We start from the raw sequence: 16735 nt of genomic DNA, 5'->3' as shown, positions 1-16735 counted from the left end.
GGCTGAAGGACGCGAAGGGTGCGAAGGTGCGCAAGACGGTGGTTTTCGTTGTGGCAGCGGTGATCGGAGCGACGACGCTGGCGGGGCCCGCCTCGGCGCAGCAGAGCACGGTCCCGGCGCCGAGCAGCGCTCCGGCCAAGGGCAGCGTCCAGCTCAACGTCAACACCGCGATCAACCAGACCCTCGTGGACAAGTACGTCCGGGACGCGCCGAACGTCGCGCTCGCGAAGTGCGAAGGCGCTTCGCCCGCGTTCTCCTCGCCGGCGCTGACGTTCTTCAACTACACGCCCGGCCCGTTCATGGGCGCCGACGCGAACATCAGCGCCGACGCCGCCCTCAAGCCGGGCATCGGAGCCGGGACGTACCCGCTGACCGTCACGTGCGGCGGGCAGACGTACCGCACGCAGTTCACCGTGCCCGCGCCGCAGGTTTCGAAGGTGCCCTCCGGCGCCGCGAAAGCCGGCGACGGCAGCATGGCCGGCTGATTCCGCTATTGCACCGAACCGCCCCGGAGATCGCCTCCGGGGCGGTTTTGTTTTTCTGCGGGCGCAACCTTCCGCAGGTAGCGGCGTCTTGGGAGGTATAGGCAAGCGGGCGACGCCGAGGCAGGGGGAACTGCGAACGGCGCCGGCGGGAATTGCCGTGCCGAATCATTCCACAGGGGAGAAAAGAATGAAGAAGACCGCTGTAGCCGCGGGTGTCGCCGCGGCTTTCCTCGTCCTCGCGCCCGGTGCGGCGCTCGCGAGCACGACGCCGGCCGCCGCGCCGGAACCCGTCTCGGAGCAGGCGGGCGTGCCGAAGGCGTACCTCCGCGTGCTGCCGAAGGTCGCCCGGCCGGGTGCCAAGGTGGAGATCCGCCTCGGCTGCGCCCCCGAGAGCACGCAGGGCCTGACGTCGCCGGCGCTCACGATCAGCACGCTGCGTCGCACCGGCCCGCAGACCGACCCCGCGACGGCGCCGGCCGCCGTCGCGACCGCCGTCGTGAAGCAGGTCAAGCCGGGCGTCTACCCGGTGTCGTTCTCCTGCGGTGGCGCGGAGATCAGTGCGAAGTTCACCGTGCTGGGCGCGTCGGCGGCGAAGCAGGTCACCAAGGTGCCGGCGGGCGCGCCGCAGACCGGCGGCACGGACGGCCCGGTCGACGACTCCGGCACGCCGCTCGCGGCCGCGGCGGCCATGGGCGTGCTCGCGGTCGGCGGCGGTGGTCTCGTGCTGGCCCGGCGGGCCCGGCGCCGCTGACCGGGGGAGGGGGTAGCGTCCGGGCGGCCCCTGAACGGGGGTCGCCCGGACGGGTAACCGGCACGAGGGGGTGCACATGACCACGAGGACCACCGGCCGCCGGGGGTACTGGATCGCGCTGATCGTGGCGTTGCTGGCCGCGTTGGTGGTGCTGGCGCTGACGCTCGGCGGCGGCCCCGAGCCGACGACCGCGCAACCGCCGCCCGCGCAACCGGTCGCGGTGAACCCGGAGCCCGCCGACGCCGTGGCGGCGTTGCCGAAGTCGGACCCGGTGTCGATCGACATCCCGAAGATCGGCGCGCACTCGTCGCTGGTCCCGCTGGGCGTCAACGCGGACAACACGATCCAGGTGCCGCCGGTGACGACGCCGCTGCAGGCGGGCTGGTACACGTACGCGCCGACGCCGGGCGAGGTCGGCCCGGCGATCGTCCTCGGGCACGTCGACGGCAACCACCAGAAGGGCATCTTCTTCCGGCTCAAGGAGCTGACGCCGGGCGACCGCGTCTCGATCGCGCGCGCGGACGGCACGACGGCGCTGTTCGAGGTGACGAAGGTGCACCAGGTGCCGAAGCAGGAGTTCGAGAAGGAGGGCGTCTACGACGACACGGCCGGTCCCGAGCTGCGGCTGATCACCTGCGGCGGCGTCTTCGACCGGAGCGCGCACAACTACGTCGACAACATCGTGGTGTACGCCCACCTCATCGGGCGTTGAGAGTTTTTCGGCCCTGGTTTTGTCGGTGGTGGGTGCCAGACTGTGTCGGCCGTCACCCGAGGCGGCGCGGACGAGGGTTGGGAGTCGACATGTTGTTCCGGGACGAGCGGTGGCCTGACGGCACGCCCAGCTGGGTGGACCTGATGGTGCCCGACCAGGCGAAGGCGGTGGCGTTCTACAGCGGCCTGTTCGGCTGGGACGTGCAGACGGGCGGCGAGGAGACCGGCTTCTACGGCATGGCGGAGCTGCGTGGCCGGCCGGTCGCCGGCATCGGCCAGATCCCGCCGGGACAGAACCTGCCTCCGGTGTGGACGACGTACCTGTCGGTGTCCGACGTGGACAAGACGGCCGCGTCGATCACCGAGGCGGGCGGGCAGATCGTCATGCCGGTCATGGAAGTCATGAAGGAAGGCCGGATGGCGGTGGCCGCCGACCCGGCGGGTGCGGTGTTCGGGCTGTGGGAGCCGGGCCACCACCTGGGCACGCAGGTGACGGCGGCCCCGGGCACGCTGGCGTGGAACGAGTGCATGAGCCGCGACTACCCGGCGGCGAAGGCGTTCTACGAGCAGGTGTTCGGCTACGGCTTCCAGGACCTGTCGAATGACGACTTCACGTACGCGGTACTGCTGATCGACGGCCGCCCGGTCGGAGGATTGGGCGCGCTGCCGGATTCCGTACCGGCGGAGGTGCCGTCGAACTGGTCGACGTACTTCTCGGTGGCGGACGCGGACGCGAGCGCGGCCCGGGTGACCGAGCTGGGCGGGCGCGTGCTGGACCAGCCGTTCGATTCGCCGTACGGGCGGCAGGTGCGGGTGCTGGACGACCAGGGGGTCCCGTTCCTGGTCATCGCGCCCAACGAGCAGTCCGGGAAACCGGAGGGCTGGGAGGACTGAGGGGCCGGTTGGGGAGGCCGGCCGGTCGCCCGGCTTGGTCGCGCGCGGCCAAGCCCGAGCGGGGTCGGAGGCGCCCACCGGCGCCCCCGACCCGCTCGCGGTCAGTCCTCGTCCTCCACCCAGTCGAAGGTCTTCGTCACGGCCTTCTTCCAGTTCCGGTACTCGCGCTCGCGGCGGGAGTCGTCCATCGACGGGTCCCACTGCTTGTCCTGCGCCCAGTTGGTGCGGATGTCGTCCTCGGACTCCCAGAACCCGACCGCCAGCCCGGCCGCGTACGCCGCGCCCAGCGCCGTGGTCTCGTTGACCACCGGGCGGATCACCGGCACCCCGAGGATGTCGGCCTGGAACTGCATCAGCAGCTCGTTGACCACCATGCCGCCGTCGACCTTCAGCGACTTCAGCGGGACACCCGAGTCGGCGTTCATCGCGTCGATCACCTCGCGGGACTGGAACGCCGTCGCCTCCAGGACCGCCCGGGCCAGGTGCCCCTTGTTCACGAACCGGGTGAGCCCGACGATCGCGCCGCGGGCGTCGGACCGCCAGTAAGGAGCGAACAGACCCGAGAACGCCGGGACGAAGTACGCGCCGCCGTTGTCCTCGACGCTGCGCGCGTGCTCCTCGATCTCGGCCGCCGTCGTGATCATGCCCAGGTTGTCGCGCAGCCACTGCACCAGCGACCCCGTCACCGCGATGGAACCTTCCAGCGCGTACACCGTGTCGTTCGAGCCGATCTTGTAGCAGACCGTCGTGAGCAGGCCGTTCTGCGACATCACCTTCTCGGTGCCCGTGTTGAGCAGCATGAAGTTGCCGGTGCCGTAGGTGTTCTTGGCTTCGCCGGGCGAGAGGCAGGCTTGGCCGAACGTCGCGGCCTGCTGGTCGCCCAGGATGCCCGCGATCGGCACGCCGGCCAGCGCGCCCTTCTCGCGGACCTTGCCGTACTCCTCGGACGACGACCGGATTTCCGGCAGCATCGACAGCGGGATGCCCATCTCGCCGGCGATGCCCTCGTCCCACCGCAGGGTGTCGAGGTCCATCAGCATCGTGCGCGACGCGTTGGTCGGGTCCGTGACGTGCACGCCGCCGTCGGCGCCGCCCGTCATGTTCCACAGCACCCACGTGTCCATGTTGCCGAAGATCAGGTCACCGGCTTCGGCCTTTTCGCGCGCGCCTTCGACGTTGTCGAGGATCCACTTGACCTTCGGCCCCGAGAAGTACGTCGCGAGCGGGAGGCCGACCTTGTCGCGGTAGCGCTCCTGGCCGCCGCCGAGGTTGCCGAGCTCCGTCACGATCCGGTCGGTGCGGGTGTCCTGCCAGACGATCGCGTTGTACACCGGCTTGCCCGTCGTCTTGTCCCAGACGAGCGCGGTTTCGCGCTGGTTGGTGATGCCGACGGCGGCGATGTCCTTGGCGGTCAGGTCGGCCTTGGCGAGCGCGCCCGCGGCGACCCGGCGCGTGTTCTCCCAGATCTCCTCGGCGTTGTGCTCGACCCAGCCCGCCTTCGGGAAGATCTGCTCGTGCTCGCGCTGGTCGACCGAGACCACGCGGCCCTCGTGGTTGAAGATCATGCACCGGGTCGAGGTCGTGCCCTGGTCGATCGCGGCTACGTACGAAGTCATGTGTGCTCCAGGAAATTTCTTTTCGGACGGGCGATCAGGTCAGGTTGTGCACGACGAGGTAGAGCAGCGCGGCGAGCGCGCCACCGACCAGCGGGCCGACGACCGGGATCCACGAGTAGCCCCAGTTGGCGTTCCCCTTGTTCCGGATCGGCAGCAGGAACGCGTACGCGATGCGCGGGCCGAGGTCACGTGCCGGGTTGATCGCGTACCCGGTCGGGCCACCGAGCGAGGCGCCGATGACCAGCACGACGAACGAGACGCCCGCGTAGCCGAGTGCGGAGTTGCCGAAGTTCGGGGTGCCGCCGTCGCCGGCCGCGAAGACCGGGCTGAGCAGGATCCAGGCCACCAGCACGAACGTGCCGATGACCTCGGTGACGAGGTTCCAGACGGTGTTGGGGATCTGCGGTGCGGTGGAGAAGATGCCGAGCGTGTTCTCGGGCTCGGGGTGGTCGTCGAACTGCAGCTTGTAGGCGGCCCAGCAGAGCACGGCGCCGATGATCGCGCCGGCGAACTGCCCGATGAAGTAGAACGGCACGTCCTTCCACGGCGTCTTGTCCGCGATCGCGAGGCCCAGCGTCACGGCCGGGTTGAGGTGGGCCCCGCTCGGGGCGGCGATGCTGGCGCCGGTGAAGACGGCGAACGCCCAGCCGAAGTTGATGAACAGGAAGCCCGCTTGGTGCCCGTTGTTCTTGCGGAGCACGTGGTTCGCGACCACACCGTTGCCGAGCAGGATCAGCGCGGCCGTTCCCAGTAGTTCCCAGACGATTATTGCCCCAGCACTCACCGCTGCACCTCCACACTGGACACTCTGCGCAGGGTCGATCACGGCGTGCCACGGCACCGTTGCCGACCCACGTCGAGGGGACGTTACCGGTGTGCCGAAGATCATTCCAGGCGCCGGGCAGCCGAATCTTTTCAAGATCGTGGGGGGTTACGCCACACGTGTCATCCGCGAACGGGCGGAGGATCACCGGGTCGTGCGATGCTGGAAGCCTCGCCAGCACGAGGAGGACTGTCACGTGGCGCAGCACGCAGCGGAGACGAACCCGGCTCGACTGGGCCCGGCCAAGCGGGAAGAGACCTGGCAGCGGCTCGGCAACGAGACCTTCGACCTCGTCGTCATCGGCGGCGGTGTGGTCGGCGCGGGCACGGCGCTCGACGCCGCGACCCGTGGGCTGCGCGTCGCGCTCGTCGAAGCCCGGGATCTCGCTTCGGGGACCTCGAGCCGGTCGAGCAAGCTGTTCCACGGCGGCCTGCGCTACCTGGAACAGCTCGAGTTCGGCCTGGTCCGGGAAGCGCTGCGCGAACGCGAGCTGATGCTGACGACCATCGCGCCGCACCTCGTCAAGCCGGTCAGCTTCCTCTACCCGCTGACGCGCCGCGTGTGGGAACGGCCGTACACCGCGGCCGGCCTGCTGATGTACGACACGATGGGCGGCGCCCGCAGCGTCCCGGGCCAGAAGCACCTCACCCGCGCGGGCGCGCTGCGGATGGTGCCCGCGCTCAAGCGGTCGGCGCTGATCGGCGGGATCCGCTACTACGACGCGCAGTCCGACGACGCCCGCCACACCATGACCGTCGCGCGGACGGCGGCGCACTACGGCGCGGTCGTGCGGACGTCGACCCAGGTCGTCGGCTTCCTGCGCGAGGCCGACCGGGTGTCCGGCGTGCGCGTGCGCGATGTCGAGGACGGCCGCGAGACGGAGATCTCGGCGGCCGCGGTGATCAACTGCACCGGCGTCTGGACCGACGAGCTGCAGCGCTTGTCGGGCGGTCGCGGGCGATTCCGCGTGCGCGCCAGCAAGGGCGTGCACATCGTCGTGCCGCGCGACCGGATCGTGTCGGAGTCGGGGATGATCCTGCGCACCGAGAAGTCGGTGCTGTTCGTGATCCCGTGGCGCAACCACTGGATCGTCGGGACGACGGACACGGACTGGAACCTCGACCTGGCGCACCCGGCGGCGACGAAGCACGACATCGACTACCTGCTGGAGCACGTCAACAGCGTCCTGGCGACGCCGCTGACGCACGACGACATCGAAGGCGTGTACGCGGGCCTTCGCCCGTTGCTGGCGGGGGAGAGCGAAGAGACGTCGAAGCTGTCGCGCGAGCACGCGGTGGCGCGGGTGGCACCGGGCTTGGTCGCGATCGCGGGCGGCAAGTACACGACGTACCGGGTGATGGCGGCCGACGCCGTCGACGCGGCGGCGGTCGACCTGCCGGGGCGCTCGCAGCCGTCGATCACGGACAAGGTGCCCCTGCTGGGCGCGGACGGCTACCACGCCCTGGTCAACCAGGCCGACCACCTGGCCGCCGAGCACGGCCTGCACCCCTACCGGGTGCGCCACCTGCTGGACCGCTACGGCTCGCTGGTCAACGAGGTCCTGGCGACGGCGAGCGGCCGCCCGGAGCTGCTGAAGCCGATCGAGCACGCACCGGACTACCTGGGCGTCGAGGTGGTGTACGCGGCTTCGCACGAGGGCGCGCTGCACCTGGAGGACGTGCTGGCCCGCCGGACGCGGATCTCGATCGAGTACGCCCACCGCGGCGTCGACTGCGCCGAGCAGGTGGCGGCCCTGGTGGGTGAAGTCCTCGGCTGGTCACCCGAAACGGTGAAGCGCGAGATCGAGGTCTACAACGCGCGGGTGGAGGCGGAGCGGGAGTCGCAGTCCCAGCCGAGCGACGAAGCGGCGGACGCCCTGCGGTCGGCGGCCCCGGAGGCCCGCGCGGGCATCGTGGAGCCGGTGAGCTGAGGGAGGTTGTCCCCAGCCCCCGCGGGTTGTGGACAACGACGGCTTCCGGCCGACCGGAAACGGGGTTTGTCCGGGGGCGCGGGCGGGCGCAGGTCGGCGGATTCCGGCGGACGCAGGTCGGTGGCCTCGCCGGCGGTTGTCTTGAATGAGTCATTCAGGGCGTAGGAGGTCTTGAATGACTCATTCAAGACGGTGGGCCGCCGCGCCGGGACAGCTGAGCCGGGCGGCTTTGCCGGGGCCCTGCCTGGGAGTGGCGGGGGCTGCTTCAGGCCGTCCGGTGCCAGCGGATCAGCCGCTCGCCGGTCGGGGCTCGCTCGGCCTCCGGGCCCACCAGCGTGAACCCGCAGCGCTCCGCCACGATCGCCGAGGCCGCATTGCTCTCTTCGTACCGGTATGTCACCTCGGTGAGCCCCAGCCCGCCGAAGCCGAAGCGCAGGGCCGCGTTCAACGCCGTCGTCGCGATGCCCTTGCCGCGCTCGGCCGGGTGGACCCAGATCGTCGCCTCGGCGTAGTCGGCGGACAGGTCCAGCTCGCGCAGTCCCACCTCGCCCAGCAGCCGGCCTGACGTCGGTTCCGCGATCGCCCACGAGCAGCGCTCGTCACCCGCCCACTGGGCCGCCCGCAGCGCGACGTACTCGGTGGCCTCGTCGAGCGTGCGCAAGCGGTAGTTCAGCACGTACTTGCGGTGCGTCGGGTCGGCGAACGCCTCCATCAGCAGCGGGCGGTCGTCGATGTGCCGGTCGGCGCGCAGCTGGCGCAGGTAGTACGTGCCCGCGTTGATCTCCACCGGTTCCACTCCGCCCAGCCTAGCCAGGCCGGGAGCAGGCCGCTCCCGGCCCGGTGATCAAGGCTCCGATCAGGGCGCGAAGCGCCAGACGACCGGCACCCCGCCTTCGTCCAGCGGGCCGTTCGACGCGGTGCCGGCGAACGTCCCGTCGTCGCTCACGAGGCGGGCCTGGAAGTTGGCGTACGTCCCCGGCTGCTTCAGTTCGCCGCCGGGCGTGCTGCCGCGCCACGCGATCGGCTTACCGCGGAACGACCCCGGGACCGGGGCCGTGCCGGCGGTCAGGCCGGCCCGGTTCAGCGCGTACGCGCCGTCTCCGCCGGGCAGCGGCGTCATGGCGCCCGCCGGATCCCACCGCGCGGCTCGCGAGCCCTCGACCGTCCCGTCCGAGGCCGAGCCGACCACCACGCCGTTGCGGATCGCGTACCCGTTGGCGTAGGCGAACCCCGGGGCCGTGAGCTGCCGGTAGCTGCCGTTCTTCCACAGCAGCGTGCCTCCGTACACGGAGAAGAGAACGGTGCCGTCCTCGTCGATGTCCATCGGGAACTCGAACTCGTGGGTCATCGGGATGATCACCGGCGCGCTGCCGTCCGCCGGCCAGACGATCGCGCCGTCTTGAGCGGGGTCCTCGTGGAAGACCTGGCCGAGCACGTCGCCGCGGGAGTTGACCGCCCTGCTCTGGGTCTCCTTGTAGCCGGCGGGCGTCTCACGCAGGTGGAACCCGGAGGAGTCGAGCACGAACGCCCGCGTGACGCTCGTGTCGTAGTCGGTCGCCGTGCCGACGATCGTGCCGGCGCTGTTTTCGTCCTCGGCCATCGCCCACTCGTAGCCCTCCGGCACGCCGCGCAGCACCGGCTTGCCGCCACGCCAGCTCACGACCTGGAACTTGCCGGCGACCTGGAACGAACCGGTGTACTCGCCATGGCCGTCCGACCCGGTCAGGTACCCCAGCGAGTTCGGGCCGTCCGCCAACGGCAGGAGCGTCGGCTTCCACGACAGCCGCCCCGCCTGGGCCTGCGCCGGAACCCCCAGCGCGGTGACGGCGATCGCCACGGTGGCGAGCACCCCCGCCCGCAACCACGTCTTCTTCATTTCGTCCCCTTTCCCCCGACCTGCGTGCTCACCACGTCCGGGAAGGGGAACCGGTTGCCCCGCGAATGGAGCAATCTCAGAGCGCCGGGACCTGGGCGCTCACCGCCGTGCCGCCGCCCGGCTCGCTCTCGACCGTCAGCGTCCCCGCCACCCGCCGGACGCGCTGGCGCATCGCCTCCAGGCCGAAGCCGGTGCCGTCACCGCGGTCGCCGGGCCGGAAGCCCACGCCGTCATCGACGACGTCGAGGAGCACCAGGTCGTCCGAATAGGACAGTGTCACCCCGATGCGGGACGCCTTCGCGTGCTTCTCCGCGTTCGCCAGTGCCTCCTGCGCGACGCGGTAAAGTGCTTCCTCCAGCTCGGGCAGCAAGGGCCGGGCGTCGCCGGTCGTCTCCACGCGCACCGCGACCCCGGACGTCGAGGAGACCCGCCGGGCCAGCCGGGAAAGCGCTTCCGGCAGCTGGGCCGAATCCAGGGGTTCCGGCCGCAGCGCCTGCACCGCGCGCCGCGCTTCGTCGAGGCTGTCGCGGGCGAGCGTCCGGACCTGCGCCAGCCGCCGCTCCCGGTCCGGGCCGTCGGCGGCCTGCAGCTGCGTGACGATCCCGGTCAGGCCCTGGGCGAGCGTGTCGTGGATTTCGCGGGCCAGCCGCTGCCGTTCGTCGAGCACACCGGCTTCCCGCGCCTGGACGACCAGCTGGGCGTGCAGGTCCGCGTTCTCCTCGAGCGCGGCTTCCAGCCGGACGGTCGCTTTCCGCCGCTGCTCGCTCTCCACCCCGACGAACCACGCGGCGTACAGCAGCGGGCCGGCCATCGACAGGACCAGCACCCAGGTCGGGCTGGGCGAATCCGAGTTGGCGACCACCAGCGGCACGGTCGCCGTCGCGGCCACCGCGAAGAACCCCCAGCGCGCCGGGAAGAGCACGAAGGCGAGTGGGTAGCCGAAGGACGCGAAGCCCATGAACGTGTCATCGCGCGCCACCAGCACCGTCGCCGCCGCGAGCACCCCGGCGTAGTAGCCCGCGGCGAGCCACGGGTGCGTCCGCCGGTGCGGGAACAGCGGGACCAGCAGCGGCACCCACCCCGCCGCGAGCACGACGACGACCAGGGTGGCACCCCGGATCCCGGGACCCCAGACCACGCACGCGGCGAGCGCGGCCAGGCCGACCCCGGTGAAGATCGGGCCCGCCAGCCGTTCGCCTCGGGCGTCCAGCGCGCCCGGAACCACGCCCATCACGGGCCGATTCTCGCAGGCTCAGCGCCGCCTGCGGGCCCCCGCGAGCATCGCGATCACCAGCGGCAGGGCGACCGAGACGATCAGCAGCCGGCCGCGGGACAGGATGAGCACCACGATCGCCAGGACGATCGCGATCGGGACCGCGCCGCGCGTCAGGAACGTGACCAGCGGGCTGTCGCCGGAGAGCACCGGCACCTGGGGTGCGGTGGCCCCGTTGAGCAGGGCGCTCGGGCGCGGCGACGGCAGGTCGTCGAACAGCGGGACGAGCTCGCTGACCCGTTTGGCCGCGGTGACCTTCGCGGACCGGGTCCCGTACTCGTCGATGTCGAGCCGTCCGCTGCGGACGTGCTCTTCGAGGACGTCCAGGGCGTCCTGGCGTTCGGCGTCGCTCAACCGCATGTCGCTCACGGCGGGCTCAGCGGTCCAGGCCGCGCCGGTGGTCGCGGAACGAGTCGCGCAGCTCGCGCCGGCGCTCCCGGTCGCGCAGGTGCCGGTCGTGGCGGTCGCGGTGGTGCTGGTCGTGGTTCCAGTCGTGGCCCCACATCGACTTGCCGAACACGGTCAGCCCGATCGGGACGAAGATGATCGGCCAGGCCAGCGTGCCCGTGGCGATCAGCGCGATCGCGGCGATGAAGGCCAGCGGCACGATCGCGGCGAGGAACCGCTGCGGCGGCGACCAGTTCTCGGGCGTCCCCGGCCGCGCCGGCACGGGTGCCGAGGCCGGCTCGGGCGCCGCGACGGCCTGCTGGACCTCTTCGTACCGGGGGTGCGGCGCGGGCAGGTCCGCGAAGATCTCGACGAGCTCGCCGCGCGTCTTGGCCGCGGTGATCCGCGCCGAGCGCTCGCCGTACTCGTCGATGTCGATCCGCCCCGCGCTTATGTGCTCACCGAGCGCGGACAGCGCGGACTCGCGGTTCTGGTCGCTGATCCGCAGCTGCGGAGACGGGACTTCGGTCACGTAGTCGATGGTAGGCCGCCTTGGGGGCGGCCCACCACGACATCTGTAACGAACTGCCCTACTTGATCTCGAGAAGCTGCGTGCCCTGCGTCACGGCGGCGCCGACTTCGACCGACAGGCCGGTGATCGTGCCCGCCTTGTGCGCGGTGACCGGGTTTTCCATCTTCATCGCCTCGAGGACGACGATCAGCTCGCCGGCTTCGACGCTCTGGCCCTCTTCGACGGCGACCTTGACGATGGTGCCCTGCATCGGCGCGGTGACGGCGTCGCCGCTCACCGCGGCCTTGCCGCCGCCGGCGCGCTTGCGCGGCTTCGCCTTGACGGCGGTGCCGCCCCCGCCGCCGCCTTCGAGCGCGAACCCGCCCGGCAGCGACACCTCGAGCCGGCGTCCGCCGACCTCGACCACGACGTTCTGGCGCGGCGACTCTTCGGGCGTCTCGACGTCCGGCGCGACGAACGGCTCGATCCGGTTGTCGAACTCCGTCTCGATCCAGCGCGTGTGCACGCTGAAGCCGTTCTCGTCGCCGATGAACGCGGGGTCGTCGACGATCACGCGGTCGAACGGCAGCACCGTCGCCATGCCCTCGACGACCATCTCGGCCAGCGCGCGGCGGCTGCGCTCCAGGGCGTTGTTCCGGTCCGAGCCGGTGACGATCAGCTTCGCCAGCATCGAGTCGAACTGGCCGCCGATCACGCTGCCGGACTCGACCCCGGAGTCGACGCGCACGCCCGGCCCGCTCGGCGCGACGAACTTCGTCACCGTGCCCGGGGCGGGCAGGAAGCCGCGGCCGGCGTCCTCGCCGTTGATGCGGAACTCGATCGAGTGGCCGCGCGGCTCGGGGTCCTCGGTGATCCGCAGCTTCTCGCCGCGCGCGATGCGGAACATCTCGCGCACCAGGTCCAGACCGGTGGTTTCCTCCGAAACCGGGTGCTCGACCTGCAGCCGCGTGTTGACCTCGAGGAAGGAGATCGTGCCGTCGGTCGCGACGAGGTACTCGACCGTGCCGGCGCCGTAGTACCCGGCTTCCTTGCAGATCGCCTTCGCGGACTCGTGGATGCGCTTGCGCTGCTCGTCGCTCAGGAACGGCGCGGGCGCCTCTTCGACGAGCTTCTGGTGACGGCGCTGCAGCGAGCAGTCGCGGGTGCCGACGACGATCGCGGTGCCGTGCATGTCCGCCAGGACCTGGGCCTCGACGTGGCGCGGCTTGTCCAGGTAGCGCTCGACGAAGCACTCGCCGCGGCCGAACGCGGCGACCGCCTCGCGGGTGGCCGACTCGAACAGCTCGGGGATCTCTTCGCGGGTGCGCGCGACCTTGAGGCCGCGGCCACCGCCGCCGAACGCGGCCTTGATGGCCACCGGCAGGCCGTGCTCGTCGGCGAACGCGATGATCTCGCTCGCGTCCTTCACCGGCTCCTTCGTGCCCGGCACCAGCGGCGCGCCCGCGCGCATCGCGATGTGGCGGGCGGTGACCTTGTCGCCGAGGTCGCGGATGGCCTGCGGGCTCGGCCCGATCCAGGTCAGCCCGGCGTCGAGGACGGCCTGGGCGAAGTCCGCGTTCTCGGAGAGGAAGCCGTAGCCCGGGTGCACCGAGTCGGCGCCCGCGCGCTTGGCGGCGTCGAGGAGCTTGTCGAAGTTCAGGTAGCTCTCGGCGGCCGTCGTGCCGCCGAGCGCGAACGCCTCGTCGGCCAGGCGCACGTGCGGTGCGTCGCGGTCCGGGTCGGCGTACACCGCGACGCTGGCCAGGCCGGCGTCCTTGGCCGCTCTGATCACGCGTACCGCGATCTCGCCCCGGTTGGCGACCAGGATCTTGGTCACCGGACCACCGGTCGATTCGCCGACCTGCTCGGCCACCCCGCACCTCCTGCGTCCCGACAGCTGCATTGCTGACCGCTTTCGCGGTACGGGGAAGTCTACGGATATGGCGTCGGGAGTCCCTTGAGTGAGAGCTGAACCACGCTCAGACGTGGTGGCGCAGCTCCTGGGGCAGGGGCGAGTCCAGCACGATGACGTCGTACGGGTTCGCGGCGTGCACCTTCGGCAGGTGCTCGGTGTTCACCAGCACCCACGGCTGGTGCTCGCCGCAGCAGTCGATCAGCCGGTCCAGCGCGGTGAAGGCGACCAGCGCGGTGCGGCCGTCGGGCGTGCGGCGCAGCTCGATCGACGCGCCCTCGGTCTCGGCGCTGGCCGGGCCGGTGGGCAGGTACAGGGCGGGAGGAAGATTCGGGTTGGTCACCCGGACAACATAGACGGACACGGTCCGTTAGGCCGGGTTGACCTGGTGGGGTGCCCGGCCGGGGGATTTCGGCCACACCCCGCCGGGGCGCCGCCCACACACAGTCGCGAAGCGGCTTACGCTCTGTCTCATGCGGACTTCGGCAGCGCGGACGCCTCGGTCGGCGTTGCTCACCGCGGTGCTGGCGGCGGTGGTGACGCTCGGCGCGATCGGCGCGGTGTTCCTGCTGCGCCCGCGGCCGGAGGCGCCGTCCGGCGCGGCCGAGCCCGCGGCGGCCCCGGTGTCCGCGGTGGCGACGTGCGGCGGCGGCCCGTGCCGCCAGCTCGCGGCCGTGACGGTCGGCGGGACGCCGGTCGTGCTGCTCACCGACGCGGCGGGCGGGGCGGCGCGGGTGCGCGTCGGAGCCGAGCCGGGGACGGTGTTCGAGCTGACGATCGCCCAGCTGGGCGTCCGGCTGGACCAGAACTCGCTGCGCTGCATCGACGGCGCGGCACCGACGTGCCTGGTCCGCGGCGACGTCGGCGACGAGGGCAAAGCGGCGTACGGCGAGCTGCTCGTGGCGAGCGCGGGGGTGTGGCGCGCGCCGGGCAAGCCGTACTTCGCGGACGCGGGGACGCTGTCCCTTTACGACGTCACGGCCGACGGGCGCCCCGACGTGATCGTGGTCCGCCACGACTGCCGGGGCGCGGACTCGGGCACGGCCAAGTGCGACGCGGCCCCGGTGCTGGGGCAGGTGTACGACCTGACGGGCAAGTCGGTCGGCTGCACACGCCGGTACACCTCGCCGTCGGACCTGCGCGGCTGGCCGGACATCCGCCTCACCCGCGCCGACCTCCGCACCTGCCCCAGCACCTGAAAGCGGGTCAGGCGGGGGCGGGTTCCGTGTGCCGCGCCGCCGAGCCGTCGTCGGTGGTTTGCGGGCGGTCGGTCGGCGCGTTGAGGACCTCGTCGTCGAGGAGGCCCTCGCCGCGCGCCACGATCGTCGGGACCACGATCTGGCCGGCCACGTTCGTCGCCGTGCGCATCATGTCCATGATCGGGTTGACCGAGTAGATCAGCGCCAGGCCGATCGCCACCTGCTTCGCGTCGAGGCCGATGAACGACGTCGTCAGCGTGAACGCCGTCAGCCAGCCGGTGGTCCCGGCCGTCGCCAGCGCGCCGACCACGGCGACCACCACGATGCCGGCGTACTGCCAGAAGTTCAGCGACACCCCGGCGATGTTCGCGACGAAGATCGCCGCGATCGCCGGGAAGACCGCCGCGCAGCCGTCCATCTTCGTCGCGCTGCCGAGCGGGGTCGCGAACGCCGCGTACGCAGGCTGGACGCCGAGGTTCACCGCGGACTGGCGGGTCAGCGGCAGCGTCGCGGCCGAAGACTGCGAAGCGAACGCGAACTGGATCGCCGTGCCGGCCTTCGCGAAGAACTTCAGCGGGCTGACCTTCGCCACGAACTGCAGCAGGATCGGGTAGACGACGAACAGCACGAGCAGGCAGCCGACGTAGACCGCGAGCGTCGTCGAGAAGAGCGGGCGGAACAGTGCGTCGCCGTAGTTGGAGACGGCCGCGCCGATCAGGCCGATGATGCCGATCGGGGCCAGCCGGACGATCCAGCCGAGGTAACGCTGGATGATCTCGAACACGCTCGTCGTGAAGTCCACGAACGGCTTCGCCTTGTCACCCAGGCTGTACGCGGCCGCGCCGATCACCAGCGCGAGGAACAGCACCTGCAGCGTCTCGCCGTCGGCGAACGCTTTCATGAAGTTCTCCGGCAGCAGGCCGTTCACGAAGGCGCTCCACGAGCCCCAGTGGTCGACGCTGGCCGCGGCCTTGTCGGCGTTCTTGGCGGTCGCCGTGACGCCGCCGAGCCCGCCCGCGCCGGGGTTGAAGATCCGGCCCACGGCGATGCCGATCAGCGAAGCGATGAACGACGTGATCGCGAACCACAGGACCGTCTTGCCGCCGAGGCGGGCGGCGGTGCGGCCGCCACCGAGCTTCCGCAGGCTGTTGATGCCGACCACGATCGCCGTGAAGACCAGCGGGATCACCGCGATCTGCAGCAGCGTGGTGAAGATGGTGCCGATCTGGTCGAGGAGATCGGTCAGCCAGCCGGCCTCGGTCTGCCGCGCGACGACGCCGAGCAGGGCGCCGACGACGAGGGAGCCGAGAACCGCGGCCGCGAACACCCGCGGCTTGGTGTATGTCCGTACGAAAGACACGGGGCTACTCCGGTGCTCGAAATTTCCTGTCTTGCCTCGTCAAAAGAACGTTAGGCAAGGCAGGACTCTTCCGGATCACCCGTTCGTGTGGCGCCTTTCTCAGGATGCGGAACGTCGCCAGAGATCCACGACACTCACGCCGACCTCGGCGAGCAGCCGGCGCGTCAGCGGCAGGCTGAGGCCGATGACGCTCGTGTGACCGCCGTCGAGCCCGTCGACGAACCAGCCGCCCAAGCCGTCGATCGTGAAGCCGCCGGCCACGTGCAGCGGCTCGCCGGTGGCGACGTAGGCGTCGATCTCCTCGGGGCTGGGCGTGCCGAACCGCACGGTGGTCGATTCCCAGCCGCTGGTCTCCTTCGCGCGCGTCCCGCCGTCGAGCCGGACGATCGCGTGCCCGGTGAGGAGTTCACCGGATGACCCGGCCATCGCGGCCCAGCGCTGCCGCGCGGTGTCCGGATCGGCCGGTTTGCCGACCATCCGCCCGCCGATGTGCAGCATCGAGTCGCAGGCGACGACGACGGCGTCCGGGTGGACCGCGGCGACCTGGTCGATGACCGCTTCGGCCTTGGCCGCCGCGAGCGCGGCGACCAGCTCCGACGGCGACGGGTCGGTCAGCGAAGCCGCGACGGCGTCCTCGTCGACGCCGGAGACGAACACGGCCGGATCGAGGCCCGCGGAACGCAGCAGGGCGAGGCGGGCGGGGGACTGGGAGGCGAGGACGAACTGCACGGGGTGAACGTACCCGGGCGCCCGTCGTGACCGAATTGTGACCGGCGCCACTCCGCAACGGAGTTAGTTTGTTGTTGCTCGCAACATATGGCACCGGGATGCTCGGAGGTGACCGATGACCGTACGGGTGACGGCCACGTCAGCCACCAGGTCGCAGCCGCTGTGGTGGGCCAGGCTCCGGACTCCGAAGGGGCGCGAGACCCTCCGTGCGGACGCGGCGTCGACGCCGAAGACCGCGCGCTAGAACCACCGCTCCCGCGGTCCGTGCGAGCCTCCGG

General features: G+C 71.3%; 17 protein-coding genes. 6 read left to right on the top strand and 11 right to left on the bottom strand.

Going from position 1 to position 16735, the window contains the following annotated elements:
* Positions 1-26: 26 nt before the first annotated feature.
* The 4 genes from ACERZO_RS44760 (at position 27) to ACERZO_RS44745 (ending at position 2841) form a co-directional block, all read left to right on the top strand.
* The gene (locus ACERZO_RS44760) at positions 27-485 is read left to right on the top strand and encodes a hypothetical protein (RefSeq protein WP_372672074.1); all 459 of its coding nucleotides are present in this window, start codon (positions 27-29) and stop codon (positions 483-485) included.
* A 187-nt stretch (positions 486-672) separates the two neighbouring features.
* Positions 673-1236, top strand: coding sequence for a hypothetical protein (locus ACERZO_RS44755; RefSeq protein WP_372672073.1), 564 nt, complete (start codon positions 673-675; stop codon positions 1234-1236).
* Between the two features lie 76 nt (positions 1237-1312).
* Positions 1313-1948 (top strand): class F sortase, encoded by a 636-nt coding sequence (locus ACERZO_RS44750; RefSeq protein WP_372672072.1) that lies wholly within the window; start codon positions 1313-1315, stop codon positions 1946-1948.
* A gap of 89 nt (positions 1949-2037) precedes the next feature.
* The gene (locus ACERZO_RS44745) at positions 2038-2841 is read left to right on the top strand and encodes a VOC family protein (RefSeq protein ID WP_372672071.1); all 804 of its coding nucleotides are present in this window, start codon (positions 2038-2040) and stop codon (positions 2839-2841) included.
* 101 nt (positions 2842-2942) lie between these two features.
* Here ACERZO_RS44745 and glpK read toward each other — a convergent pair whose 3' ends face one another.
* Positions 2943-4457 carry a glycerol kinase GlpK gene (gene glpK, locus ACERZO_RS44740; RefSeq protein WP_372672070.1) on the bottom strand — a complete coding sequence of 505 codons (1515 nt, stop codon included), beginning with the start codon at positions 4455-4457 and terminating at the stop codon, positions 2943-2945.
* A gap of 34 nt (positions 4458-4491) precedes the next feature.
* On the bottom strand, positions 4492-5241 hold the full coding sequence (locus ACERZO_RS44735) for an MIP/aquaporin family protein (protein WP_372672069.1): 750 nt from the start codon (positions 5239-5241) through the stop codon (positions 4492-4494).
* Between the two features lie 235 nt (positions 5242-5476).
* Here ACERZO_RS44735 and ACERZO_RS44730 point away from each other — a divergent pair, with 235 nt between their 5' ends.
* Positions 5477-7210, top strand: coding sequence for a glycerol-3-phosphate dehydrogenase/oxidase (locus ACERZO_RS44730; RefSeq protein WP_372672068.1), 1734 nt, complete (start codon positions 5477-5479; stop codon positions 7208-7210).
* 265 nt (positions 7211-7475) lie between these two features.
* Here the strand turns inward: ACERZO_RS44730 and ACERZO_RS44725 are convergent, their stop codons facing one another.
* The 7 genes from ACERZO_RS44725 to ACERZO_RS44695 form a co-directional block, all read right to left on the bottom strand.
* Positions 7476-8006: a GNAT family N-acetyltransferase gene (locus tag ACERZO_RS44725; RefSeq protein ID WP_372672067.1), complete on the bottom strand. Its 531-nt coding sequence runs from the start codon at positions 8004-8006 to the stop codon at positions 7476-7478.
* A 60-nt stretch (positions 8007-8066) separates the two neighbouring features.
* A complete protein-coding gene (locus ACERZO_RS44720) occupies positions 8067-9086 on the bottom strand; it encodes a hypothetical protein (RefSeq protein ID WP_372672066.1) in 1020 nt (339 codons plus the stop codon).
* Positions 9087-9162: 76 nt separating this feature from the next.
* Positions 9163-10317 carry a sensor histidine kinase gene (locus tag ACERZO_RS44715; RefSeq protein WP_372672144.1) on the bottom strand — a complete coding sequence of 385 codons (1155 nt, stop codon included), beginning with the start codon at positions 10315-10317 and terminating at the stop codon, positions 9163-9165.
* A gap of 21 nt (positions 10318-10338) precedes the next feature.
* Positions 10339-10728: a DUF1707 SHOCT-like domain-containing protein gene (locus tag ACERZO_RS44710; RefSeq protein WP_372672065.1), complete on the bottom strand. Its 390-nt coding sequence runs from the start codon at positions 10726-10728 to the stop codon at positions 10339-10341.
* A gap of 7 nt (positions 10729-10735) precedes the next feature.
* A complete protein-coding gene (locus ACERZO_RS44705) occupies positions 10736-11278 on the bottom strand; it encodes a DUF1707 SHOCT-like domain-containing protein (RefSeq protein ID WP_372672064.1) in 543 nt (180 codons plus the stop codon).
* 58 nt (positions 11279-11336) lie between these two features.
* The gene (locus tag ACERZO_RS44700; protein WP_372672063.1) at positions 11337-13130 is read right to left on the bottom strand and encodes an acetyl/propionyl/methylcrotonyl-CoA carboxylase subunit alpha; all 1794 of its coding nucleotides are present in this window, start codon (positions 13128-13130) and stop codon (positions 11337-11339) included.
* 106 nt (positions 13131-13236) lie between these two features.
* A complete protein-coding gene (locus tag ACERZO_RS44695; protein ID WP_086673790.1) occupies positions 13237-13512 on the bottom strand; it encodes an SAV_915 family protein in 276 nt (91 codons plus the stop codon).
* 130 nt (positions 13513-13642) lie between these two features.
* Here ACERZO_RS44695 and ACERZO_RS44690 point away from each other — a divergent pair, with 130 nt between their 5' ends.
* Positions 13643-14368: a hypothetical protein gene (locus ACERZO_RS44690; RefSeq protein ID WP_372672062.1), complete on the top strand. Its 726-nt coding sequence runs from the start codon at positions 13643-13645 to the stop codon at positions 14366-14368.
* Positions 14369-14375: 7 nt separating this feature from the next.
* Here ACERZO_RS44690 and ACERZO_RS44685 read toward each other — a convergent pair whose 3' ends face one another.
* Complete coding sequence (locus ACERZO_RS44685; RefSeq protein WP_372672061.1) at positions 14376-15728, bottom strand: dicarboxylate/amino acid:cation symporter; 1353 nt, start codon at positions 15726-15728, stop codon at positions 14376-14378.
* Between the two features lie 99 nt (positions 15729-15827).
* Positions 15828-16457 (bottom strand): Maf family protein, encoded by a 630-nt coding sequence (locus tag ACERZO_RS44680; protein ID WP_372672060.1) that lies wholly within the window; start codon positions 16455-16457, stop codon positions 15828-15830.
* Positions 16458-16735 lie beyond the last annotated feature (278 nt).

Origin of the sequence: Amycolatopsis kentuckyensis (genome assembly GCF_041679295.1) — a bacterium.
GTDB lineage: Bacteria > Actinomycetota > Actinomycetes > Mycobacteriales > Pseudonocardiaceae > Amycolatopsis > Amycolatopsis kentuckyensis_A.
The sequence above is the reverse complement of the archived record's forward strand: the minus strand, read 5'-3'. Positions and strand labels throughout refer to the sequence as shown.